At 72.4% G+C, this 22,229-nt stretch carries 19 protein-coding genes; 11 read left to right on the top strand and 8 right to left on the bottom strand.

What is annotated here, in order from left to right; translation table 11 throughout:
* The first annotated feature begins 114 nt into the window (after positions 1–114).
* From AB0J71_RS03915 to AB0J71_RS03895, 5 genes are read left to right on the top strand one after another with little or no spacing between them, the layout of a single operon-like run.
* The gene (locus AB0J71_RS03915) at positions 115–1,719 is read left to right on the top strand and encodes an ABC transporter substrate-binding protein (RefSeq protein WP_364412576.1); all 1,605 of its coding nucleotides are present in this window, start codon (positions 115–117) and stop codon (positions 1,717–1,719) included.
* Positions 1,716–2,678: an ABC transporter permease gene (locus AB0J71_RS03910; RefSeq protein WP_352319486.1), complete on the top strand. Its 963-nt coding sequence runs from the start codon at positions 1,716–1,718 to the stop codon at positions 2,676–2,678. The genes AB0J71_RS03915 and AB0J71_RS03910 overlap by 4 nt, the downstream gene beginning before the upstream one ends.
* On the top strand, positions 2,675–4,606 hold the full coding sequence (locus AB0J71_RS03905) for a dipeptide/oligopeptide/nickel ABC transporter permease/ATP-binding protein (protein ID WP_364412573.1): 1,932 nt from the start codon (positions 2,675–2,677) through the stop codon (positions 4,604–4,606). The genes AB0J71_RS03910 and AB0J71_RS03905 overlap by 4 nt, the downstream gene beginning before the upstream one ends.
* On the top strand, positions 4,599–5,591 hold the full coding sequence (locus AB0J71_RS03900) for an ABC transporter ATP-binding protein (protein WP_364412570.1): 993 nt from the start codon (positions 4,599–4,601) through the stop codon (positions 5,589–5,591). Before AB0J71_RS03905 ends, AB0J71_RS03900 begins: the two co-directional genes overlap by 8 nt.
* Positions 5,588–6,520, top strand: a complete 933-nt coding sequence (locus AB0J71_RS03895; RefSeq protein WP_352319492.1) for a dihydrodipicolinate synthase family protein — start codon at positions 5,588–5,590, stop codon at positions 6,518–6,520. The genes AB0J71_RS03900 and AB0J71_RS03895 overlap by 4 nt, the downstream gene beginning before the upstream one ends.
* 7 nt (positions 6,521–6,527) lie before the next feature.
* On the opposite strand, the gene AB0J71_RS03890 is transcribed toward AB0J71_RS03895, so the two are convergent.
* The 3 genes from AB0J71_RS03890 to AB0J71_RS03880 form a co-directional block, all read right to left on the bottom strand.
* A complete protein-coding gene (locus tag AB0J71_RS03890; RefSeq protein ID WP_352319493.1) occupies positions 6,528–8,192 on the bottom strand; it encodes a catalase in 1,665 nt (554 codons plus the stop codon).
* 85 nt (positions 8,193–8,277) lie between these two features.
* Positions 8,278–9,222, bottom strand: coding sequence for a sugar kinase (locus tag AB0J71_RS03885; protein WP_352319495.1), 945 nt, complete (start codon positions 9,220–9,222; stop codon positions 8,278–8,280).
* Positions 9,219–9,974: an IclR family transcriptional regulator gene (locus tag AB0J71_RS03880; RefSeq protein ID WP_352319496.1), complete on the bottom strand. Its 756-nt coding sequence runs from the start codon at positions 9,972–9,974 to the stop codon at positions 9,219–9,221. Before AB0J71_RS03880 ends, AB0J71_RS03885 begins: the two co-directional genes overlap by 4 nt.
* A 122-nt stretch (positions 9,975–10,096) precedes the next feature.
* On the opposite strand from AB0J71_RS03880, the gene AB0J71_RS03875 reads away from it, so the two are divergent.
* The 3 genes from AB0J71_RS03875 to AB0J71_RS03865 are packed head-to-tail and all read left to right on the top strand — an operon-like array spanning position 10,097 to position 13,052.
* Positions 10,097–11,347: an extracellular solute-binding protein gene (locus tag AB0J71_RS03875; protein WP_364412567.1), complete on the top strand. Its 1,251-nt coding sequence runs from the start codon at positions 10,097–10,099 to the stop codon at positions 11,345–11,347.
* Positions 11,344–12,234: a sugar ABC transporter permease gene (locus tag AB0J71_RS03870; protein WP_364412564.1), complete on the top strand. Its 891-nt coding sequence runs from the start codon at positions 11,344–11,346 to the stop codon at positions 12,232–12,234. The genes AB0J71_RS03875 and AB0J71_RS03870 overlap by 4 nt, the downstream gene beginning before the upstream one ends.
* Positions 12,231–13,052: a carbohydrate ABC transporter permease gene (locus AB0J71_RS03865; protein WP_364412561.1), complete on the top strand. Its 822-nt coding sequence runs from the start codon at positions 12,231–12,233 to the stop codon at positions 13,050–13,052. Before AB0J71_RS03870 ends, AB0J71_RS03865 begins: the two co-directional genes overlap by 4 nt.
* Here AB0J71_RS03865 and AB0J71_RS03860 read toward each other — a convergent pair.
* A complete protein-coding gene (locus AB0J71_RS03860; protein WP_364412558.1) occupies positions 13,023–14,129 on the bottom strand; it encodes a winged helix DNA-binding domain-containing protein in 1,107 nt (368 codons plus the stop codon). The genes AB0J71_RS03865 and AB0J71_RS03860 overlap by 30 nt on opposite strands.
* Before the next feature lie 50 nt (positions 14,130–14,179).
* A complete protein-coding gene (locus AB0J71_RS03855) occupies positions 14,180–15,310 on the bottom strand; it encodes an alpha-hydroxy-acid oxidizing protein (protein WP_352319504.1) in 1,131 nt (376 codons plus the stop codon).
* A gap of 81 nt (positions 15,311–15,391) precedes the next feature.
* Here AB0J71_RS03855 and AB0J71_RS03850 point away from each other — a divergent pair, with 81 nt between their 5' ends.
* Positions 15,392–17,059 carry a protein kinase gene (locus AB0J71_RS03850; protein WP_364412555.1) on the top strand — a complete coding sequence of 556 codons (1,668 nt, stop codon included), beginning with the start codon at positions 15,392–15,394 and terminating at the stop codon, positions 17,057–17,059.
* Between the two features lie 13 nt (positions 17,060–17,072).
* Here the strand turns inward: AB0J71_RS03850 and AB0J71_RS03845 are convergent, their stop codons facing one another.
* From AB0J71_RS03845 to AB0J71_RS03835, 3 genes are all read right to left on the bottom strand, one after another.
* Positions 17,073–20,327 carry a serine/threonine-protein kinase gene (locus AB0J71_RS03845; protein ID WP_364412552.1) on the bottom strand — a complete coding sequence of 1,085 codons (3,255 nt, stop codon included), beginning with the start codon at positions 20,325–20,327 and terminating at the stop codon, positions 17,073–17,075.
* A 105-nt stretch (positions 20,328–20,432) separates the two neighbouring features.
* Positions 20,433–20,987 carry a GNAT family protein gene (locus tag AB0J71_RS03840; RefSeq protein WP_352319509.1) on the bottom strand — a complete coding sequence of 185 codons (555 nt, stop codon included), beginning with the start codon at positions 20,985–20,987 and terminating at the stop codon, positions 20,433–20,435.
* Positions 20,988–20,999: 12 nt separating this feature from the next.
* Positions 21,000–21,509 (bottom strand): shikimate kinase, encoded by a 510-nt coding sequence (locus AB0J71_RS03835; RefSeq protein WP_364412549.1) that lies wholly within the window; start codon positions 21,507–21,509, stop codon positions 21,000–21,002.
* A 38-nt stretch (positions 21,510–21,547) separates the two neighbouring features.
* On the opposite strand from AB0J71_RS03835, the gene AB0J71_RS03830 reads away from it, so the two are divergent.
* Both AB0J71_RS03830 and AB0J71_RS03825 read left to right on the top strand, forming a co-directional pair.
* Entirely contained in the window at positions 21,548–21,829 is a 282-nt protein-coding gene (locus AB0J71_RS03830) for a hypothetical protein (protein ID WP_352319513.1), read from the top strand.
* A 13-nt stretch (positions 21,830–21,842) separates the two neighbouring features.
* Entirely contained in the window at positions 21,843–22,226 is a 384-nt protein-coding gene (locus tag AB0J71_RS03825; RefSeq protein WP_352319515.1) for a ChaB family protein, read from the top strand.
* Positions 22,227–22,229: the final 3 nt, after the last annotated feature.

Here is a 22,229-nt window from a genome sequence, read left to right as displayed (position 1 = left end):
CATTCCGGAAATCCTCTGTTGACCTCAAGACGCTCTGGCGTTTAGCGTCCACGTTACGCACAAGATAGGACATGGGATGTCCTACGTTCTACCTGTTCCCCCCAGGAGGCATCCGTGAGCTCTGAGTTCAGCCGCCGTGACTTCCTGCGCTACAGCGGGGCCACGGGTGCGGCGGCGTTCATCGCGGCCACCCTCTCCGCCTGTTCCGGAGGCCCGGCCTCGACCGGCTCGGTCGGCGCCGGATCGAACAAAGACCTGATCACCGCTGTCATCGGCTACGGCAACGACCAGAGCTGGGACCCGACGCAGACCGCGTCGGCGTTCGCGATGGCCGGGATCAGCCACGTCTACGAAGGGCTGCTCGACACCGACCCGGTCACCCGGGAGCCGTACCCGGCCCTGGCGGCGGCGCTGCCCGCCGACGCGAACGCCACGTCGTGGACGTTCGCGCTGCGCGAGGGCGCCAAGTGGCACGACGGACAGCCGGTCACCGCGGACGACGTGGTCTTCACCTTCGAGCGCATCCTCGGCCCCGACAACGTGCTGACCGGCAACTTCTTCAAGCCCTGGCTCCAGGAGGTGAAGAAGGTGGACGACCGGACCGTGGAGCTGGTCCTGAAGTTCCCCTTCCCCGAGGCCGCGCCCCGGCTGACCATCGCCAAGATCATGCCGAAGCACGTGTTCAGCCAGGCGGGCGCGTGGGACAAGGCCAAGAGCGGCATGACGGTCGGCTCCGGGCCGTACAGGCAGACGGCGCACAACCCCAAATCCAACACCTCCTTCGAGGCGTTCGACGGCTACAACGGCCCCCGCCCGGCCACCGTCAGGAAGATGAACTGGCTGACCATCGTGGACGCCTCCGCCCGGGTCGCCAAGATCTCCGGCGGCTCGGCCGAGGCGCAGATCGCCGACAACATCCCGTACGCCAACGTCGACCAGCTCAAGCAGCAGGGCCTCACGGTCGAGGGCGGCAAGGGCATGAACCACATGTTCCTGATGTTCAACACCGCCGCCAAGCCCTTCGACGACGTACGCGTCCGCCAGGCGCTGCACTACGCCATCGACAAGCAGAAGATGATCGACGTGGCGCTCAAGGGCCACGGCACGGCCGCCAGCTCCTTCCTCAACGAGGGCCACCCCGACCACCGGCGCGCCTCGGTCGTCTACGACCACGACCCCGACAAGGCCAGGGCGCTGCTGAAGGAGGCGGGCGTGACGAACCTGACGGTCAACCTCATGGCCGTCAACGTGAGCTGGATCGTCGACTGCCTGCCCACCATCGCCGCCTCCTGGGAGGCGGTCGGGATCAAGACCACGCTGGAGCCGCAGGACACGGCCGCGCTGTTCACCAAGATGGACCAGTTCCAGGACTACCAGGTGGTCGCGGCGGCCTCGAACCCCAACCAGTTCGGCATGGACGCCGATCTGATCCTGCACTACAACTACGTGCCCGGTGGCCTGTGGATGAAGTACAGCCACTGGGACGGCAGCAAGGACGCCGAGAAGCTGTTCGCCATGATGGACGCGGCCGGCAAGGAGACGGACAAGGCCAAGAAGAGCGAGCAGATCCACAGATATCTGGACCTGGTCGCCGAGCAGGCCGTGCTCTATCCCGTCGTCCACAACGAGCTGATGACCGCCTGGGACCCGAAGAAGCTCTCCGGCATCCGCGCCCAGCCGTACCCCGGCATCAACCTGCTGCAGGCCAAGAGGACATGACGCTCGTACTCAGGATGCTGCTGCGGCGGCTCCTCATCCTGATCCCGCTGGTCCTGGGCGTGGTCGCGTTCGTGTTCGTCGTGATGCGCTTCTCGGGCGTCAAGCCCGAGTACGCCTACTTCCAGGGCGCGAACCCCACGGCGGAGCAGATCCACCGTTTCCAGGAGGAGAACGGCCTGCTGGACCCGCTGCCGCTGCGGTACGTGCGCTTCGTCGCCGACCTCGCCCAGGGCGACATGGGCACCAGCGTGCTCACCAAGAAGCCGGTCGTCGAGTCGGTGACGACCGCCCTGCCGCTGACCCTGCAGCTCACGTTCCTCGGCCTGGCCGTGGCGATCGTGCTCTCGCTGGTGTTCGGCGTGACCGCGGCGCTGTTCCGCGACCGCTGGCCCGACCAGGCGATCCGGGTGGTATCGCTGGTCGGCGTGGCGGCCCCGGCGTTCTGGCTGGCGCTGCTGATGATCCAGTGGCTGGCGGTCGGCGAGGGGCTGTTCCCGACCGGCGGCTACATCAACCCCGCCGACTCCCTCACCGGCTGGCTGCAGTCGATGACGCTGCCCGCGCTGTCGTTGTCGCTGCCGATCGCCGCCCAGCTCACCCGCATCATCCGCACGTCGATGGTCGAGGAACTGGACCGGGACTACGTGCGCACCGCGATCGGCAGCGGCCTGCCGATGATCGTCGTGGTCGGCCGCAACGTGCTGCGCAACGCGCTGATCAACCCGCTGACCGTGCTCGGCCTGCGCATCGGCTACCTGATCGGCGGCACGGTGGTCATCGAGACGATCTACGGCCTGCCCGGCATGGGCCAGCTCATGATCAACGCGGTGCGCGACGGTGACCCGGCCGTGGTGCAGGGCGTCGTGCTCACCATCGCGATCGGCTTCATGGTGGTCAACCTGGTCGTCGACATCCTCTACCTGCTGGTCAACCCCCGCCTGAGGAGTGCCGCCCGATGAGAAGCGGACTCGCCGAACGCCTGTCCAGGCCCGGCGTCGCCTTCCGGCGGCTGCCCGCGGCGTCGTGGCCGGCGGTCGCCGTCGTCGTCCTGGTGGTGCTGGCCGCCCTGTTCGCGCCGCTGATCGCGCCGCATTCGCCGTACTTCCAGGAGGCCGCCGGCGGCGGCCCGTCGGCCGCGCACTGGATGGGCCTGGACAGCGCCAACCGCGACATCCTGTCCAGGCTCCTGTACGGCGCCCGCTGGTCGCTGATCATCGGCCTCGGCGCCACCGGCCTCGCCCTGGTCGCCGGGGCGGTCGTCGGCGCGGTCGCGGCCACCTCCCGCCGGGTCGTGGACGAGACCGTCATGCGCGTGCTCGACGTGATCATGGCCTTCCCCGGCATCGCGCTGGCCGCCGTGCTGGTCGCGGTGTTCGGCGGCAGCATCCCGGTGCTGGTCATGGCCATGGCCTTCCTCTACATGCCGTCCGTGGCCAGGGTCGTGCGGGCCAACGTGATCGCCCAGTACGGCGAGGACTACGTGGCGGCCGAGCGCGTCATCGGCGCGCGCACGCCGTACATCGTGCTCAGGCACGTCGCGGTCAACTGCGCGGCGCCGGTGCTGGTGTTCTGCACGGTGATGGTGGCCGACGCGATCGTGTTCGAGGCGTCGTTGTCGTTCATCGGCGCCGGCGTACGGCCGCCGAACCCGTCGTGGGGCAGCGTCATCGCCGACGGCAAGAACCTGGTGCTGCTCGGCGGGTGGTGGGCCACGGTCTTCCCCGGGCTGCTGATCCTGGTCACCGTGCTGGCCCTGAACATCCTGTCCGAGGGCATCTCCGACGCCTGGGCCGCCCCGGTACGCAGGGCCGCCCCCCGCAAGGACGACGCCTACGAGCAGGCCGTCCCCGGAGCCGGCCAGGTCGTCGAGCTGCCCGGCCTGGCCGAGGCCGCCCGCCGGCTGGCCGAACGCGCCCGCCCGCTGCCGGACGGGCAGCCGATCCTCAGCGTCGAACGCCTGAGAATCGGCTTCGACCCCGGCGTGGACATCGTGGACGGCGTCGGCTTCGAGGTGTGGCCCGGCGAGGTCGTCGGCCTGGTCGGGGAGTCCGGCTGCGGCAAGTCGCTGACCGCCCTGACCGTCATGGGCCTGCAACCGCGCCAGGCCCGGGTCGGCGGCCACGTGCGCTTCGACCAGAAGGAGCTGCTCGCGCTGCCGCGCCGGGCCCGCCGCCGCCTGCTCGGCCACGAGATGGCGATGATCTACCAGGACGCGCTGTCCTCGCTCAACCCGGCCATGACCATCAGGGCCCAGCTCAGGCAGCTCACCCGCAGGGGCGGCCGGCGCACCCCGGCCGAGCTGCTGGAACTGGTCGGCCTCGACGCCCGCCGCACCCTGTCCGCCTATCCGCACGAGCTCTCGGGCGGCCAGCGGCAGCGGGTGCTGATCGCGATGGCGCTCTCGCGCGACCCGAAGCTGATCGTCGCCGACGAGCCGACGACCGCGCTCGACGTGACCGTCCAGGCGCAGGTCATCGAGCTGCTGCTGCGGCTGCGCGAGGAGCTGGGGTTCGCGCTGATCCTGGTCTCGCACGACCTGGCGCTGGTCGCCGACGTCACCGACCGCGTCGTCGTCATGTACGGCGGCCAGATCGTCGAGACCGGCGCCACCGCCGCCCTGGTCGGCGAGCCCGCCCACCACTACGCGCGGGGGCTGCTCGGCTCGGTGTTGTCGCTGGAGTCGGGGGCCGAGCGGCTGACCCAGATCCCCGGCGTGGTGCCCGCGCCCGCCGACTTCCCGGCCGGGTGCAGGTTCGCCGACCGGTGCCCGATGGCCACCGGCGTGTGCCGTACGCAGACCCCGGTGCTGGCCGGAGAGGCCAGGCGGCACGCGGTGGCCTGCCACCATCCGGCGATCGGACTCGCAGGGAGTGAGACACGTGCTTGAGCTGAACGACGTGCACGTCGTGCACAGGGCCCGCTCGGGAGGGCTGTTCGCGCGGGACCGCGTGCACGCCCTGACCGCCGCCTCGATGACCGTCGCGCCCGGCGAGACCGTCGGGATCGTGGGGGAGTCGGGCTGCGGGAAGTCCACGCTGGCCAAGGTGCTGGTCGGGCTGCAGCGGCCGACCTCGGGCAACGTGCGACTGAACGGCCGCGACCTGTGGACGCTGAAGCAGGACGAGCGGCGCGCGCTCGTCGGCGGCGGCGTCGGGCTGATCTTCCAGGACCCGTCCACGGCGCTCAACCGGCGGCTGCCGGTCGGGCGGATCCTGCGCGACCCGCTCGACGTGCACCGCCGGGGCACCGCCGGCGAGCGCGAGGCCCGCGTGCGCGAGCTGCTGGACCTGGTGGGCCTGCCCGCGGGCGTCGCCGGCGCGCTGCCCGGCCAGCTCTCCGGCGGGCAGCGGCAGCGGGTGGCCGTGGCCAGGGCGCTCGCCCTCGAACCGCGGCTGGTCGTCGCCGACGAGCCCACCAGCGCCCTGGACGTGTCGGTCCGCGCCCAGATCCTCAACCTGCTGCTCGACCTCAAGGACCGGCTCGGGCTGGCGATGGTGTTCATCTCGCACGACATCCAGACCGTGCGCCGGATGAGCGACCGCGTGGTCACCATGTACCTGGGCAGGATCGTCGAGCAGACGCCCGCGCGGTCGGTGCCGGGGCGGGCCAGGCATCCGTACACGCGGGCGCTGTTCTCGGCCACCCCCGGGCTGATCTCGCCCATCACCCCGATCCCGCTGGTCGGCGCGGTGCCGTCGGCCACCAGGCCGCCGAGCGGCTGCCCGTTCCGCACCCGGTGCTGGCGGGCCGACGACCTGTGCGCGGCCGAGATGCCCGCCGCCACGCGGGCCGGGGACGACCACCTCTTCCACTGCCACCACCCGGTGGCGGCCGGAGCCACCGACCTAGAGCTGATCCAGGAGCACTCATGACAGATCCCGATGTCGCCGGGGCCGCGACGGTGACCGGCGTGATCCCCCCGGTCTGCACCCCGTTCACCCCCGGCCACGAGGTGGACGCCGCCTCCCTGACCCGGCTGGTGGACCACCTGCTGGCGGGCGGGGTGGACGCGCTGTTCGTGCTCGGCTCCTCCTCCGAGGTGGCCTACCTGACCGACGCGCAGCGGCGGGTGGTCCTGGACACGGTCGTCGGGCACGTCGCCGGTCAGGTGCCGGTGCTGGCCGGGGTGATCGACATGACCACGCCGCGGGTGCTCGAACACGCCCGCGTCGCGGCGGCGGCCGGGGCGTCCGGGCTGGTGGCGACCGCGCCGTTCTACACGCGCACCCACCCCGAGGAGATCCGCACCCACTTCCGCACGATCGCCGCCCGCGCCGGCCTGCCGGTCTACGCCTACGACCTGCCGGTCAGCGTGCACACCAAGCTGAGCGCGGACCTGCTGCTCGACCTGGCCGCCGAGGGCGCGCTCGCCGGGGTCAAGGACTCCAGCGGCGACGACGGCGGGCTGCGCCAGGTCATCCTGGGCCGCCGGGCGCCGTTCAGCGTGCTCACCGGGTCGGAGGTGACCGTGGACTCCGCGCTGTGGATGGGCGCCGACGGCGTCGTGCCCGGCCTCGGCAACGTGGACCCCCACGGGTACGCCGCGCTGTACCGGGCCGCCTCCCGCGGCGACTGGGCGGCGGCCAGGGCCGAGCAGGAACGCCTGGTCAGGCTTTTCGAGATCGTCCGGGTCGGCGCGGGCCGCATGGGCGGCAGCTCGGCGGGGCTGGGCGCGTTCAAGGCCGCCCTGCACCTGCGGGGCGTCATCGACTGCCCGCTCACCGCGCTGCCGCAGATCCCGCTGAACGACGACGAGACCGGCCGGGTCGGCAAGCTGCTGGCCGCCGCCGGGCTGCTGTAGCCGTCGTTCAGAGGCCGTCGGCGTGGGCGGCCCGCTCGTTGGGCACGCAATGGGTCATCTTCAGGCCCTCCACGTCGCGCGGGCCGTTGCGCCCGAGCTTGACCAGGCGCTCCCGGTCCTCGTCGGTGAGGTCCTGGCTCGCCAGCGGCTCCAGGTGGGCGACGTCGTCCGGGGTGATGCCGAGGCCCTCGCCGACGCGCAGGCCGAGGTCGTCCTCCACGAGCAGGAAGTGCCAGACCATGCGCTCCTGGATGCGCCGGTCGCACTGGCTGAGCGCGTCGACGAAGTTGTGCACCAGGTCGTCGCGCTCCCACTGCTCCATGAGCAGGTAGCGCTGGCCGGCCTGCTTGTAGTCGTTGGTCCGCGGGATGCGCCTGCGCATGACCCGGCCGCTGATGACCGGGCCCTCCTCGTCCAGGGTCGGGTACTCGGCCTCGCGCAGGCCGCCGCGCAGCGAGGGCTCGTAGTTGATGTGCGGGTCCTCGCCGCCGGTGTCGACGAAGTACGCCATCTGGCCGTCGCGCTGGTTGGTCCTGATGGGCGCGTTCCTGGCCTGGTTGACCGGGAGTTGCAGGTAGTTCGGGCCGACCCGGTAGCGCTGGGTGTCGCTGTAGGAGAACGTCCGGCCGACCAGCATCTTGTCGTCGGAGAAGTCGAGGCCGTCCACCAGGACGCCGGTGCCGAAGGCGGCCTGCTCGTTCTCGGCGAACTGGTTCTCGACGTTGCGGTTGAGCACCAGGCGGCCGACCGGCCTGGCCGGGAACTCGTTCTCCGGCCACACCTTGGTGTCGTCGAGCGGGTCGAAGTCCAGCTCGGGGTGCTCGTCGTCGCTCATGAGCTGGACCAGCAGCTCCCACTCGGGGTAGTCGCCGCGCTCGATGGCGTCGTGCAGGTCCTTCGTCGCGTGCCCGAGGTCGCCCGCCTGGACGACCGCCGCGTCCGCCGCGGTCATGCTGCGCACGCCCTGCTTGGGCATCCAGTGGTACTTGACCAGGAACGTCTCGCCCTGCTGGTTGACCCACTTGTAGGTGTTCACGCCGAACCCCTGCATGTGCCGGTAGTCGGCGGGGATGCCGCGCGGGCTGAACAGGTTGACCAGCATGTGCATCGACTCGGGCGTCTGGGACATGAAGTCGAAGATGCGGTTCGGGTCCTGCCGGAAGGTCACCGGGTCGGGCTTGAGCGAGTGGATGACGTCGGGGAACTTGATGGCGTCCCTGATGAAGAAGACGGCCAGGTTGTTGCCCACGAGGTCCCAGTTGCCGTCCTCGGTGTAGAACTTGATGGCGAAACCGCGCGGGTCGCGGGCGGTCTCGGCGGAGTCCCGGCCGCCGATCACGGTGGAGAAGCGCAGCGCGACGTCGGTGCGCTTGCCGGCCTCCTGGAACAGCTTGGCCCTGGTGTAGCGGCTGACCGGCTCGTCGCCGATCTTGCCGTACGCCTCGAAGTAGCCGTAGCTCAGCGCGCCCCTGGCGTGCACCACCCGTTCGGGGATGCGTTCGCGGTCGAAGTGACTGATCTTCTCCAGGAACTGGTAGTTCTCCAGCGTCGCCGGTCCGCGCGGGCCGACCGTCCGCTGGTTCTGGTTGTCGTAGACGGGATGCCCTTGTCGGTTGGTGAGCACCTCGCGCTCGTCGTTCGACTGCGGACCCTTGCTGGAGACGTCTGTCATCGCACTGTTCCTCTCCCCGGACGAGATCTTCCCCGGCTGCCCTCAAGAACGGGTCGAAAACGGGCAAAACCTCGTCCTTGGGCGGCTACCTGCTCACGTCGTCGGCGGTCCGGCCGAGCAGGCCCAGGTCGGAGCGGCGGGGCAGGCTCTCCCAGTCGCCCTGCGAGGTCACCGCGAACGCGCCCGCCGCGCAGGCGGTGTCCAGCCGCCGCTCGGGAGCCGCCCCGGCCAGCCAGTCCGCCAGCCAGCCGGCCGCGAACGCGTCCCCGGCACCCACGGGGTCCACCTCGGTCACCCGGTACGGCCGCGCCTGCCGCAACACCCCGCCGGACAGCTCCAGCGCGCCCGCCGACCCCGACTTGACCAGCACGGACGAGGGCCCGAGCGAGGCCAGCGCCTTGGCCAGCTCCGCCGGGTCGTCCACGTCGGCGACCAGGCGGCCCTCCGGCACGGTCGCGAACAGCACGTCCACGCCGCCGACCGTCTCCCGCAACCAGGAACCCGCCTCCTCGGCCGTCCACAGGGCCCGGCGGTAGTTGACGTCCAGCGAGACGAGCACGCCGGCCGCCCGCGCCACGGCGATCGCGTGCGCCACGGTCTCCCGGGCCGACGCCGACAACGCCGGGGTGATCGCGGAGACGTGCAGCACGCGGGCCGAGGCGATCAGCGCCGGATCGAGGTCGGCCGGCCGCAGCCGCGACCCGGCGCTGCCCTTGCGGTAGTACCGCACGTCCACGAGGTCGGCCGTGCGCCGGCCCTTGATCATCAGGCCGGTGGGGGCGTCCGGGTCGGTGACCGCGCGCACGTCCACCCCCTCGCCGGCGAGCGTGGCCCGGATCAGGTCGCCGAACTCGTCGTCGCCCACCCGCCCGGCCCACGTCGCCCGGCGGCCGAGCCGGGCCACGCCGATCGCCACGTTCGACTCGGCGCCGCCGAGGCCCAGGTCGAAGTCGCGGGCGAAGCGCAGCGGCCCGGTGCGCCGGGCGGCGAACAGCGCCATGGTCTCGCCGAAGGTCACCAGTTCGGTCATGTGGTGGGCCTGCCCAGCTTTCTGGAGATCCGCGACGCCGCCCCGGCCACCAGCGGCCCGAGCTCCCGCACCCGCGCCGCGGTGATCCGCGAGGTGAGCCCGGAGACCGAGACGGCGGCGACGACGGCGTCGTTGTGGTTGAAGATCGGCGCGGCGACGCAGCGCACCTCGGGCTCGTTCTCGCGGTCGTCCACCGCGTAGCCGCGCCGCCGGATGTGGCTCAGTTCGGCGCGCAGCCGGTCGGGGTCGGTGATGGTGTGCTTGGTGATCGGGTCGAGCGCCAGCCCGGCCAGCGCCTCCTCCGGCTGCCAGGCCAGGATCGCCTTGCCGACCGCCGTGGCGTGCACCGGGCCGCGGCTGCCGATGCGCGAGGCCATGCGCACGTTCGTCGCGTTCTCCACCTTGTCGATGTAGACGACGTGCGGGTGGTCGTAGACGACCAGGTGCACGGTCTCGCGCACCTCGCTCATCAGCCGGTGCGACTCCTCGGCGGCGACCGCGCGCAGGTCCAGCGTGGCCAGGTACGCCTGCCCGAGCCGGAGGGTGCCGTGCCCCAGCCGGTACGCCCCGGTCCTGCGGTCGCGTTCGAGCAGCCTGGCCTCCACGAGCGGGACGGTCAGCCGCAGCACCGTGCTCTTGGACAGGCCCACGGCCTCGGCGAGCTGGGTGAGCGACAGGCCGCTGTGGCCGCGTACGTGGTCCAGGACGGCCAGGGCGCGCCGGAGCGAGGCGGACTGGTTGCGGTCAGGCACGCAAGTCACCATATTCGATGAAATTTCGCGAAATGCAGCACCCTGTTGTGCACTGCACAACATCTCCTGACAGGTCTTCTCGACTCCGGAGCGAATTCCTAGTGTCTGCGCAGGAGGTAATAGTGAAGTTTCTTTACTTTGCCGCGGCCGGAACGGCCCTGCTCACGCTGGCCGCCTGCGCGCCCTCGACCGCTCCCGCCTCCGGCGGCGGCGACGAGCGGACGGGGACGCTGCGCGTCTGGCTCTTCGACGAGCCCAACCGGGCCCCCAAGGACAAGGTCGTCAACGAGGCGATCAAGGAGTTCACCGCCGCGCACGCGGACGTCAAGGTCGAGGTCACCTACATCCCCACCACGCCCGCCCGGCACGAGAAGTTCAAGGGCGCCTTCAACGACCCGGCCAGTTCCCCGGACGTCGCCGAGTACGGCAACACCGACCTGGCCGAGTACGCCGCCGCCGGCGGATTCGCCGACCTCACCGCCGATCTGAAGGGCCTGGACCTGGCCCCCGACCTGGTCAGGTCGGCCTCCGTCCAGGGCAAGCAGTACGGCCTGCCGTGGTTCATCGGCATCCGGGCCCTCTACTACCGCACCGACGTCTTCGACGAGCTGGGCCTGAAACCGCCCACGTCCATCGCCGCCCTGACCGAGACCGCCCGCACGATCCGCAAGAAGAAGCCCGACCTGTACGGCATCGCCGTCGGCGGCGAGTACACCTTCGGCGCCCTGCCCTTCGTCTGGGACGCCGGCGGCGACATCACCTCGCTCGACTCGCCGCAGTCGCGCAAGGGCGTCAAGGCGTACACGGACCTGCTGACCGACGAGATCTGCCCGCCGCAGGCGTGCGTCTCGCTGACCGGCGGCAAGACGGTCGAGCTGTTCGCCGGCGGCAAGGCCGCGATGGGCATACTCGGCAACTTCAGCCGCTCGGCCGTGGACGCCGGCGCGGCGGCCGGCAAGTACGCCGTCGTCCCGCTGCCCGGCGCGGCCGAGGGCTCGATCGCGCCCGCCTTCGCCGGCGGCAACAACCTGGGCGTGCTGAAGAACGCCGGTCACCGCACCCTGGCCGCGGACTTCGTCAAGCTCCTGGGCGGCAAGGCGTACCAGGCCAAGATGTACGACGCGATGGGCAACCTGCCGACGCTCACCTCGGCCCGCGACGAGCTGGCGGCCAAGGACCCGTTCGTCAAGCCGTTCCTGGACACGGTGGCCAAGGGCACCCGGTTCGTGCCGGTCGACCCCGCCTGGGTGAAGATCGACAACGGCAAGGTCATCCCCACGATGCTGCAGAAGGTCGCGACCGGTCAGTCCACCGTCGAGCAGGCCACCACCGAGGCGTCCGCGGCCGTCAAGACCGCCTTCGGCCGCTCGTGAGCCGAGGTGCGACCGTCCGCCGCGGGCGCCCCTGGCTCTACCTGCTGCCCGCGGCGGCCGTGCTGGTCCCCATGTTCGGCTACCCGGTCTACATGCTGGGCCTGCTGTCGGTCTTCGACTACCGGCAGGCGCAGGTCAGCGGCGGGCAGCCGAGCACGTTCGTCGGGTTCGGCAACTACGCCGCGCTGCTCGGCGACCGGCGGTTCTGGGAGGTGCTGGCCCAGACCGTGGGGTTCGCGGCGGCGCTGGTCGTCGCGACGCTGGCGGTCGGCGCGGCCCTGGCCGTGCTGCTGACAAGAACCGGGCCGCTGCCGAGGGCGGCCCTGTCGCTGGCCGCGCTCGGCGCGTGGGCGGCCCCCGCGATGACCGGCTCCACCGTGTGGATGTTCCTGTTCGACGCCGACCTCGGCCTGGTCAACCAGGTGCTCGGGATCGACGGGTTCAACTGGTTCTACGACCGGTGGGTCACCTTCGGCGTGGTCGGCGCGACGGTCGTGTGGCACTCGTTCCCGCTGGTGATGATCACCCTCTTCGCGGGCATCCGGGCCATCCCCGCCTCGGTGCTGGAGGCGGCCGCGCTCGACGGCGCCTCGGCCTGGCAGGGGTTCTGGCGGATCATCGTGCCGATGTTGCGGCCGCTGGTCACGATCGTGGTCATCCAGTCGGTCATCTGGGACTTCAAGCTCTTCACCCAGATCTACGTGATGACCAACGGCGGCGGCGTGGCCGGGCAGAACACCGTGCTCAACGTCTACGCCTACCAGATCGCCTTCGGCTCCTCCGAGTACGGGCTCGGCTCGGCCGTCGCGGTCGTCATGACGCTGATCCTGCTGGTGATCACCCTGTTCTACATCCGGGCGCTGCGGCGCAGTGGGGAACGCCTGTGAACCGACGACGTCTTCTGCCCGACGCGGTCGCGCTGGTGGTCGCCCTGCTCACCGCGTTCCCGCTCTACTGGATGGTCCTGTCGGCGCTCAAGCCCGCCGGGGAGATCCAGTCGCTGGAGGTCAGGCCCTGGACGTCGCACCCGACGCTGGACAACTTCGTCCGGGTGCTGACCGGGGAGAACTTCGCCCGTTACCTGCTCAACAGCGCGATCGTGGCGCTCGTCGTGGTCGTGTTGTCGGCCGGGGCCGCCTTCCTCGCGGCGGTGGCCGTGACCAGGTTCGCCTTCCGGTTCAGGACGACCGTGCTGATCATGTTCCTGGTCGCGCAGATGGTGCCGGTCGAGGCGCTGACGATCCCGCTGTTCTTCGTGGTCCGGGACCTGGGCCTGCTCAACACGCTGGCCTCGCTGGTGGTGGTGCAGCTCGCCTTCACGCTGCCGTTCGCGATCTGGATGTTGCGCGGGTTCGTCGCCGGGGTGCCGGAGGCGCTGGAGGAGGCGGCGATGATCGACGGCGCCGGACGCGCGACCGTGCTGTGGCGCATCCTGTTCCCGCTGGCCGCGCCCGGCCTGGTGGCGACCAGCGTGTTCTCCTTCATCACCGCCTGGAACGACTTCGTCTTCGCGCGCACCTTCATCGTCTCGGCCAAGGACAACCAGACCCTGCCCGCGGCGCTGCTCGTCTTCTTCAAGCCCGACGAGAACGACTGGGGCGGGATCATGGCGGCCTCGACGCTGATGACGATCCCGGTGCTGATCTTCTTCGTGGCGGTGCAGCGGCGGCTCGTGTCAGGGCTTGGAGGGGCGGTCAAGGATTGAGACGTCGTGCCTGTCATCGGGGGCGAGGAACTCCAGCAGCAGCCGCGCCTCCCGCTCGACCTCGTCCAGCTCGGCGATCGGCGTCCACTGGTGCACGTTCAGCGTGGAGACGCCCTTGGCCCTGGTCACCGTCCAGTCGCCGGCGGTGACGCCGTCCACCAGGATGATCCGGGGGATCACGTTCGTGCCCATGAACGACCCCTGCATGACGGCCGCGCCGCGCTCGCTGATCACCCGCGAGCGGTCGGCGTGCGACAGGAACAGGTTGTCGAAGTCGTACATCAGCCGCACCGGGGCCGGCACGTCCTCGGCCAGCCGGACGGCCTCCGGCAGGTCGTACAGGGTGCGGCCGGCGGCGTCCCTGAAGCGGACCAGGTCCATGGACTCGACGACCTCGCCCAGCCTGGTCAGGCCCGACCAGGTCTGCGCGTCCTGCACCGAGGCCGGGCCGAAGGCGGCCAGGTAGCGCCGGACCAGCTCGGCGGGCGTCATCGGCGGCACCTCGGCCGGGCCCAGCCACGACTCGGCGGTGGTGTGCGCGACCGGCCCGCTCCTGCCCCACAGCCCGCGCGGCGGCACCTGGACCAGCGGCAGCAGCCAGCGCACGCCCTGGCCGAGCGCGTGCTGGTCGTGCTCCGGCCACCGCTCGGCCAGCGCCCGCCCGAGGTCGGCGAAGGTCATCGGCCGCTCCTCCAGCAGCGCCCGGCCGGTCGCGGCCAGCTCGTCCAGGTCGACGCCCGCCAGCCGCCGGCCGAACGTCGTACGGGTCATGCGCTCGGTGACGGCCTGCAGCAGCGGCCGCATGGCCAGGCAGTCGCGGGCGGTGACCAGGTGGATGGTGGAGCGCTGCAACGCGATCCGCACCAGCTCCCGGCCGGCCAGCAGGCCCGAGACGTCCTCGGGCTTGAGCCCCTCGATGCGGTTCCACAGGCCGACGTACCAGGTGTGGGGGGTCTGCGCCTGGAGGCCGCCGAGCCGCTCGACGACCTCCTGCACGCTGCCGTCGCCGCGGCGCAGCAGCAGTTGCCGGTCAAGCGTGGCCCGGTTGAGCGCGCGCTGGGAGATGAGGGGATCCATGCGGACAAAGGTAGGGGCAATCGCGGTCACTTCCGGACCTCGATGCGCGCTCAGGCGAGCGCGCCGGGGCCCAGCTCGTCCGGCGCGGAGTAGCCGGACAGGGCGAGCGTGATGTCCAGCTCGCCCAGCAGGCAGCGCAGCACGTGCTCGACGCCCGCCTGCCCGCCCAGCGCCAGCCCGTACAGCACGGGACGGCCGACCAGCACGGCCCGCGCGCCCAGCGCGAGCGCCTTGACCACGTCGGCCCCGGTGCGCACGCCCGAGTCGAACAGCACCGTCAGCCGGTCGCCGACCGCCTCGGCGATGCCCGGCAACGCGTCGAGCGCGGCCAGGGCGCCGTCGACCTGCCGGCCGCCGTGGTTGGACACCACGATCCCGTCGACGCCGTGCTCGGCGGCCAGGCGCGCGTCCTCGGTGCTCATGATGCCCTTGAGCACGATCGGGCCGTCCCAGTGGTCGCGCAGGAACGGCAGGTCGTCCCAGCTCAGGCCCGGGTTGGGGAACATGCCGGCCCAGTGGGCGACCGGGTTCTCGACCCCGGCGAAGTGGGGGTCGCTCAGGTAGTTGGCGATGCCCGTGCCGGCCAGGAACGGCAGGTAGCCGCGGTCGAGGTCGGCCGGACGCCAGCCGAGCAGCGTCGTGTCCAGCGTGACCACCAGCACCGAGTGGCCGGTCGCCCTGGCCCGGCGCAGGAAGCTCAGGCACACGTCCCGGTCGGTCGGGTAGTAGAGCTGGTACCAGCGCGGCGCGTCCCCGCCGGCCGCCGCCACCTGCTCGAAGTCGTGGGCGGCGGCCGTCGAGTGCACGTACGGGACGCCGACCGCGGCCGCGGCCCGCACGGTGGCGAGCTCGCCCTCCTCGTGGGCCAGCGTCTGCACCCCCATGGGCGCCACCAGCACCGGCGCCGCCATCCGGGTGCCCAGCACCTCGCACGACAGGTCACGCTGCCGCGCGACGCCGCGCAGCATCCTCGGCACGATCCGGCGCCGCTGGAACGCCTCCAGGTTGGCCCGCGCGGTCGAGCCGCTGCCCGCGCTCGGCACGATGTAGCCCAGCGCCTCGGGCGACAGCACCCGCCCGGCCGCGGCCTCCAGGGCCGACAGGTCGGTGGTCAGCTCCGGCGTACGGCCTTCGAGCATGCCCGTCAGGTAGATGCCGAGCTGGTGATCGCCTGCGTTCATGGCGCCCATCCAACCAGCCCGCCCGTCCCCGCCGCGACACCCTGATGACGGCGACCACGACGCGGCCCTACGCTGCTTCCCATGCACAAACGCGTGATCGACAACCGCTTCGAGCTGACCGAGAGGCTCGGCGGCGGTGGCATGGGCCTGGTGTGGCGCGCCTGGGACACCGCCCTCCACCGCGAGGTCGCGCTGAAGGAGGTCCGGCCGCCCGATCCCGCGTTCGAGGAGCACGACCCCGAGGCCGCCCGCGAGCTGCGGGCCAGGGTGCTGCGCGAGGCCCGCGCGCTGGCCCGGCTGAACCATCCGCACGTCGCCACCATCCACCACATCGTCGATCCGGGCGGCGAGGGCTACCCGTGGATCGTCATGGAGCTGGTCACCGGCGGCTCGCTCGCCGACCGCCTCGCGCGCGGGCCGATGACGCCCTGGGAGACCGCCCGCCTGGGCCGCGAGGTGCTGTCCGCGCTGCGCGCCGCGCACGCCGTCGGCATCCTGCACCGCGACGTCAAGCCCGCCAACGTGCTGCTGCGCGAGGACGGCCGCTCGGTGCTCACCGACTTCGGCATCGCCGCCGTGCGCGAGTCGACCAGCCTGACGGCGACCGGGTCGTTCATCGGCTCGCCCGAGTACATGGCGCCCGAGCGCATCAACGGGCACGAGGGCGACCCCGCCTCCGACCTGTGGTCGCTCGGCATGCTGCTGTACGTGGCCGTCGAGGGCCGCCACCCGCTGCGCAGGAGCACCACGCTGGCGACGCTGGCCGCCGTGCTCAACCAGGAGGTGCCGCCGCCGGAGCGGGCCGGGCCGCTCGGGCCGGTGCTCGGCGCGCTGTTGCGCCGCGACCCGGCCGGACGTCCCGACGCCGAGACCCTCGACCGCATGCTCGCCGCCGCCGCCGACCCCGGCTCGGCCCCGCCCGCCTACCCGCCCATCGCCCCGGGCCCGTTCCAGCAAGCCCCCTCGTCGCCGGGCCCGTTCCAGCATGGCGCGCCGTCCGGGGCCACGGTGCCGCCCGGGGCGCGGCAGGGGGCCACCGTGCCGCCCGGGGCGCCGCAGCCCTGGGGGCCGCAGCCGTCGTTCTCGCAGCCCGGCACCGTGGCCTCGCGCCGCGCCCGCCGGTCGCCGGTCGCCGCCGTGACGGCCTCCGTGGGCGCGCTGGCGGTGACCGGCGTGCTGGTCTACACGCTGCTGCCCGGCGTGCGCGGCGCGGAGGAGCCGACCCAGCCGGACACGCCGCAGATCACCCCGGTGGAGACCACCGACGTCGAGGAGCCGAAGGCGAGCGAGGAGCCGGAGCCGCAGCCGGAGAACCTGCTCACCGCCGACGGCATCCGCGCCGCGATCAAGGCGCTCAAGCCGGTCATGGGCGGCACCAAGGTCGTCCGGATGGTCGTCTACCCGACGCACATCTCCGCCGACGCCCCGGTCAAGGGCGACCCGGCCGTCTACGACCGCTACGCCTACCGCGACGGCAGGGCCACCCGCGAGGGCACCGGCTCCACCATCCGCACCCCGGCCGTCGACCTGGCCAAGTACAACTGGGACGCCCTGCCCGGCCTGTTCAAGAAGGCCGAGAGCGTCCTCGGCGTGCGCAAGCCCACCGCGCGCTACCTCATCGTCGATCCGAACTTCGTCTTCACCAGCACCAAGCAGGTGCTGCTCGTCTACCTCAGCGACGCCTACCGCACGGGCTACCTGGTGGCCGACCCCCAGGGCAGGGTGCTCAAGACCTACCCCGCCTCCTGACCGGCCGCCCGGCTCAGCAGCCGCCCTGGTAGCCGCTCTCCGGGATCAGCCGGCTCCACTCGTCCTGGCTGAGCGGCCCGCCCGCGCGGGCGCACACCTCCTGGGCCGTCAGCGCCGGGTCCACCGGGCTCTCGCGGACGCTGCCGTCCGCCGCCACGCCGCGCAGCCTGCGGCCGTCCTGGCTGAAGGCCAGACCCTCGGCCCACGACCCGACCTGGCCGACCTCGCGCAGCGTGCCGGCGTCCCACAGGGAGGTGCGTTCCGCGTCGATCGCGAGCAGGTCACCGCCGGGGGAGAAGCGCAGGTCGCGTACCGGGGCCGGGCCGGTCTCGACCGAGCCGGCCCGCTCGCGCCGGCGGACGTCCCACAGCTCGACGCGTCCGCCGCCGAGCCCGATCGCCAGCGTGCGGCCGTCGGGGGAGAAGGCGAGCGCGGTGGGCCGGACGGCGACCGGGGCGAGCGGGGTTACCTGGCCGGTGCGCAGGTCGAGCAGGTTCGTGCCGGAGGCGAGCGTCGAGCCGTCGGGGCTGAAGGCCATCGCCAGGTCGCCCGCGCCCTCGTAGGCCCTGATCCGGCGGCCGGCGCGCACGTCCCAGGTCTCCAGCAGCCGGCCGCGCGCGGTGGCCAGCGTGTCGCCGCCGGGGGACAGGGCCACGGCCGGCACGTCGCCGCCCGCGTCGATCACCGCCACCCTCCTGCCGCCCGACGCCTCCCAGACGGTGACCGGGTCGCCCGCCACGGCCAGCAGCCTGCCCGCCGCGTCGAAGGCCACGTCGCCGGTGGCGGCGATCTCGGCCAGCGGCTTGCGCGCCACCACGTCGGTGAGCCGGATGGCGTTCCCGACGTCCTTGGCCGCCACCCGGCCGTCGCTCGACAGCGCGGCGGTGCGGACGCCGGAGGAGGGCGCGGGCAGGCCGGAGACGTCGAGCGAGACGACCGAGCCCAGGCCGCTCAGGTAGCGCAGGGTGCGGCCGTCGGCGGAGAAGGCCAGGTCGCCGTGCTGGTCGCCGCGGAAGCGGTAGGCGCCGGCCAGCCGCCGCTCGGCCACGCTCCACAGGCGCACCTCGTCCCGGCCGGGGAGGGCGAGCAGGCTGCCGTCGGGGCTGAACACGGGCGTGCCGGCGGGGCCGTCCGCCGGCAGCTTCCCGTCGTCCGCGTCCGTCTGCGCGTCCGTCTCCGCGTCCGCCGCGAACGCGGTGGCGGCGGTGCCGGTCGTGGCGTCCTGCGCCGGCTCGGCGCCGGGCCTGAGGAGGGTGACGCCGTCGCGGCCCGCGACGGCCAGGGTGCGGCCGTCGGGGCTGAACGACAGGGGCGGCGCCGACCGGTCCGGCCCGGTCTGCGGCCGGACGGTGAACTCCCGCTCCTTGGCCCGGCCGGTCAGCGACCAGAGCTCGACCCGGCCGCCCAGGTCGGAGACCGCGGCCCGGCTCCCGTCGCGCGACACCGCCACCCGGCGGTCGAGCACGTCGAGCAGCACCTCGGCGCCCCGGTAGACCCGGGTGCGGTTGCCGCTGGTGATCGTGTACGTCCCGGTCGCGGGGGGCCGGCCGGTGGCCACCTCGACGGGCTGCCCGCCGGGGCCCTCGGCGTACCGGCCGTCGTCGCTCAGCGCGGCGCTGCCCTCGGGGAGCGTGTGCGCGGCCAGCTGCCGGCCGCCGCGGACGTCCCAGACGGTCAGCGTGCGGTCGCGCCACCTGACCAGCTCGTCGCCGCGCAGCAGGTAGCCGGCCCGCTCGTCGGCCGCGGGGTCGGTGAACACGCCCAGCTCCGGCTGCGCGAGCGAGGCCTGCAACGCCACCCGCGCCTCGAACACCGGCGACATCCGCCAGGCCGCCACGCTCAGCCGCATCGCCGTACGCGGGTCGGAGGAGCGCAGCGCCTCGGCGCGGGCCGCCACGGCCCGCGCGTTGGCCTCCAGGAGGTGCCCGCGCAGCTCGCGCTCCCCGTTGAGCGTGACGGCGGACATCGACACCGCGACGGCCAGGGCGGCGGCCAGGGTCGCCATCGAGGGCCGCAGCAGCCGCCTGCGCTGCTTGGACATGGCCACGCTCGCGCCGATGAAGTCGCGTTCGAGCTGGTTGAGCCGCAGGTGGCGGCGCTTGGCCGCGGCCCAGCCGAGCGCCGTGTCGAGCCGGTCGCCCCGGTAGAGGTAGGTGTGCCCGCGCCGGTGGCGCGACCACCGGTCGGCCGCCAGGCGCAGCTCCCGGTGGACGGCCAGGCCGTCGCGCTCGTCGGCCACCCAGCCGCGCAGGCGTGGCCAGGCCCGGTAGAGCGCGGCGCTGGCCGGCGCCACCCGGTCGTCGCGCACGGCCACGAGCTTGCCGACCGCGGTCTCGGTCGGCGGCACCCGAACGCTGCGGCGTACGAGCAGCCCGGCGTCCATCAGCGGGGCCAGCACGCCGCCCTCGTCGTGGGGGTCGTCGCCGTCCATCAGGCGCAGCAGCAGGCCCGGCACCGCCTCCTGCTGGCGCGGCGTGAGCCCGGCGTAGACGCGCTCGGCCAGCTCGCCGAGCGACCTGTGCCCGGCCAGGCCCGCCGGCGGGCGCAACGCGGCGGGGTCGGCCTCGACCAGCAGCTCGTCCGCAGAGGGGCGGGCGGCGGGGTCCTTGGCCAGCGCCCGCCCGACCAGCTCGCGCAGCCCGTCGGGCAGGGCGCTCAGGTCGGGGTCGACGGTCAGCAGCCGGTGCAGCACCGCGCCGAGACTGCGCCCGGAGAACGGATCGCCGCCCGTGGCCGCGTAGAGCACCACGGCCCCCCAGGAGAAGACGTCCGTCGCCGTCTCGTGGCCGCTGCCGGTCAGGATCTCGGGGGCCAGGTACGTGCACGTCGCCCCAAGCGACCCGCCGACCGCCACCCCCATGTCGATCACCTTGGGGCCGCCCGCCGCCAGCAGCACGCTCTCCGGCCGCAGGTCGCGATGGGTGAGCCCGGCCGCGTGCAGCGCGCGGAGCGCCCCGGCCAGCGCGCCCGCCAGCGCCGCCAGCTCCTCGCCCCGGTACGGCCCGTGCCGCTCGACCGCCTGCCGCAGGTCGGGCCCGTCGACGAACTCGCTCACCACGTAGGGGATGCCGTGATCGACCCCGGAGGCGACCACCTCCGCCAGGTGCGGGCAGCTCACCCGCGCGACCGGCTCGACCTCGACCCTGGGCACCTTCACCGCGTAGCGGCGGCCCTCGTCGTCGTAGGCGTCGTAGACCACCCCGCGCGCGCCCGCGCCGAGCCGGGCGGCCAGCCAGAAGCCGCCCAGCCTCTCGGGATCACCAGGCACCAAGCGCATCGTCACTGATGCTTAGATGCGCCGGACCGGCCGTTGGTTGTCGGTGAACGACCACAGGTCCCCCGCGCGCCTCGGGGGACCCATGCGTCATGATCATTATGCCAGGCTTCTGGATCTTGACTGCCACTCCGGCCGCAGCACCGACATCGTCACGGAGTCGTGCCACTCGCCCTCCCACAGCAGGGTGTCGCGCTGCACGCCCTCCTCCACGAACCCGATCCTCTTGTAGACGTGCCGCGCCCGGTCGTTGAAGGCGAAGACGCCGAGGCCGATGCGGTGCAGCGGCGTGGTGGCGAAGGCGTGGTCGAGGACCAGCTCGATCGCCTCGGTGCCGTAGCCCCTGCCGAAGACCCGGGCGCCGATCAGCGCGATGCGCAGGTTGCACGACAGGTTGTGCCGGTCGAGCTCGTTGAGCACGACCTCGCCGACGTACTCGTCGCCGGCCATGATGGCCAGGTCGAGCCGGTCGGCGTGCTCGCCCCTCGTGCTGTACCACTGGCGGGCCACCTCGTGGTCGACCTCGCCGTGCGAGCCCGTCAGCCGCTGCACCTCCGGATCGCTGATCAACGTGATCAGGCCCTCGACGTGCTCGGGGCCGACGGGGAGCAACCTGACGCGCTCACCCGTCAAAGTGGGTTTCTCGGCGAACATCCCCTCTGGGTATCAGTCCTGCTCATCGGCGGGCAAACCCATTTTCCGCAGGGCCGCGTCGCGCACCTCCTCGGGGGTCAGCACGCCGACGTCGCACGTCAGGTCCGCCACCTGCCGGAAGTAGCCCTCGCGCCGGGCCCGCATCACGGCCGGCTGGAACTCGGGACGGTGCGCGCCCGAGCTCATGCGCCGGGCCAGGACGGCGTCGGCGGCGTCCACCCAGACCACGAACGCCTCGCGCAGCGCCTCGCGCACCCGGGGGTCCTCCACGGTGCTGGCCGCCGCCGCGATCACCTTCGGCTCGCCCGCCAGCGCCGCCAGCACGTGCTCGGCCTCGTACCGGTGCAGCGCCTCGGCCCCTTCGCGGACGGCGATCTGCGCCGCCGTGCCGCCGTGCTCCTTCTCCAGGAACGGGTCGCTGTCCGTGAACGGCATCCCCAGCGCGGTGGCGAGGAGGCGGCCCGCGGTCGTCTTACCCGATCCCATCAGCCCGATCACCACGACTGGTTTGTTTTTCGACATGTGGATAGAGGTTCCTTCGTGTCAAGGAGGTAAATCTGATGACCATCGCCGGAAGCATCATCCTCATCATGCTCGGTGCGATCCTCACGTGGGCCGTCGAGTTCGACCTCGCCGGCCTCGACATCAACGTCGTCGGCGTCATCCTCATGCTCGGTGGCCTGGCGGGGCTGCTGTTCGGCATCTACCGGATCAGCGTCACCCGCAGGGCGGTCGGCCCGATCGACGAGCCGGTTCACCGGCACGAGATCTACGAGGAGCCGGAGACCCGCAGGACCACGGTGTACGAGGAGCGCCGCCACTACGACGAGCCGCCGCTGTAGGAGGTGAATCGACATGCCAGCCGTTGACGAGCTGCCGTCGACCATCAAGCGTTCGCCGAAGAAGGCACAGAACACGTGGATCAAGGCGCACGACTCCGCCGTGAAGGAGTACGGAGAGGGGCGGCGAGCGCACATGACCGCGTTCGCCGCACTCAAGCACTCCTTCGAGAAGGTCGGAGACCACTGGGAGCCCAAGGGGCAGAAGGGACCGTCCGACAAGGGCGCGACCGACCGCTCCGGCAGGACCGACGAGGGCGTGGACGCCAACGCCAGCAAGGAGCACTTGCAGGGCGTGGCGTCCAGGCTCGGGGTGCGCGGCCGATCCAGGATGACCAAGAAGGAGCTGGTGGACGCCATCAAGAAGGCCAACAGGAAGGCCACGGCGAAAGCCCGCTAGTTC

The sequence above is a fragment of the Nonomuraea sp. NPDC049637 genome (assembly GCF_040675235.1).
Lineage (GTDB): Bacteria > Actinomycetota > Actinomycetes > Streptosporangiales > Streptosporangiaceae > Nonomuraea.
Note: the sequence above shows the minus strand (reverse complement) of the source record. Positions and strands in the feature narration are given on the sequence as shown.

What these genes read in the sequence shown, in the direction of transcription:
- AB0J71_RS03910 (WP_352319486.1), top strand. Translation starts at nt 1,716, where the DNA reads ATGACGCTCGTACTCAGGATGCTGCTGCGGCGGCTCCTCATCCTGATC.
- AB0J71_RS03905 (WP_364412573.1), top strand. Translation starts at nt 2,675, where the DNA reads ATGAGAAGCGGACTCGCCGAACGCCTGTCCAGGCCCGGCGTCGCCTTC.
- AB0J71_RS03895 (WP_352319492.1), top strand. Translation starts at nt 5,588, where the DNA reads ATGACAGATCCCGATGTCGCCGGGGCCGCGACGGTGACCGGCGTGATC.
- AB0J71_RS03890 (WP_352319493.1), bottom strand. Translation starts at nt 8,192, where the DNA reads ATGACAGACGTCTCCAGCAAGGGTCCGCAGTCGAACGACGAGCGCGAG.
- AB0J71_RS03885 (WP_352319495.1), bottom strand. Translation starts at nt 9,222, where the DNA reads ATGACCGAACTGGTGACCTTCGGCGAGACCATGGCGCTGTTCGCCGCC.
- AB0J71_RS03860 (WP_364412558.1), bottom strand. Translation starts at nt 14,129, where the DNA reads ATGGATCCCCTCATCTCCCAGCGCGCGCTCAACCGGGCCACGCTTGAC.
- AB0J71_RS03855 (WP_352319504.1), bottom strand. Translation starts at nt 15,310, where the DNA reads ATGAACGCAGGCGATCACCAGCTCGGCATCTACCTGACGGGCATGCTC.
- AB0J71_RS03850 (WP_364412555.1), top strand. Translation starts at nt 15,392, where the DNA reads ATGCACAAACGCGTGATCGACAACCGCTTCGAGCTGACCGAGAGGCTC.
- AB0J71_RS03840 (WP_352319509.1), bottom strand. Translation starts at nt 20,987, where the DNA reads ATGTTCGCCGAGAAACCCACTTTGACGGGTGAGCGCGTCAGGTTGCTC.
- AB0J71_RS03835 (WP_364412549.1), bottom strand. Translation starts at nt 21,509, where the DNA reads ATGTCGAAAAACAAACCAGTCGTGGTGATCGGGCTGATGGGATCGGGT.
- AB0J71_RS03830 (WP_352319513.1), top strand. Translation starts at nt 21,548, where the DNA reads ATGACCATCGCCGGAAGCATCATCCTCATCATGCTCGGTGCGATCCTC.
- AB0J71_RS03825 (WP_352319515.1), top strand. Translation starts at nt 21,843, where the DNA reads ATGCCAGCCGTTGACGAGCTGCCGTCGACCATCAAGCGTTCGCCGAAG.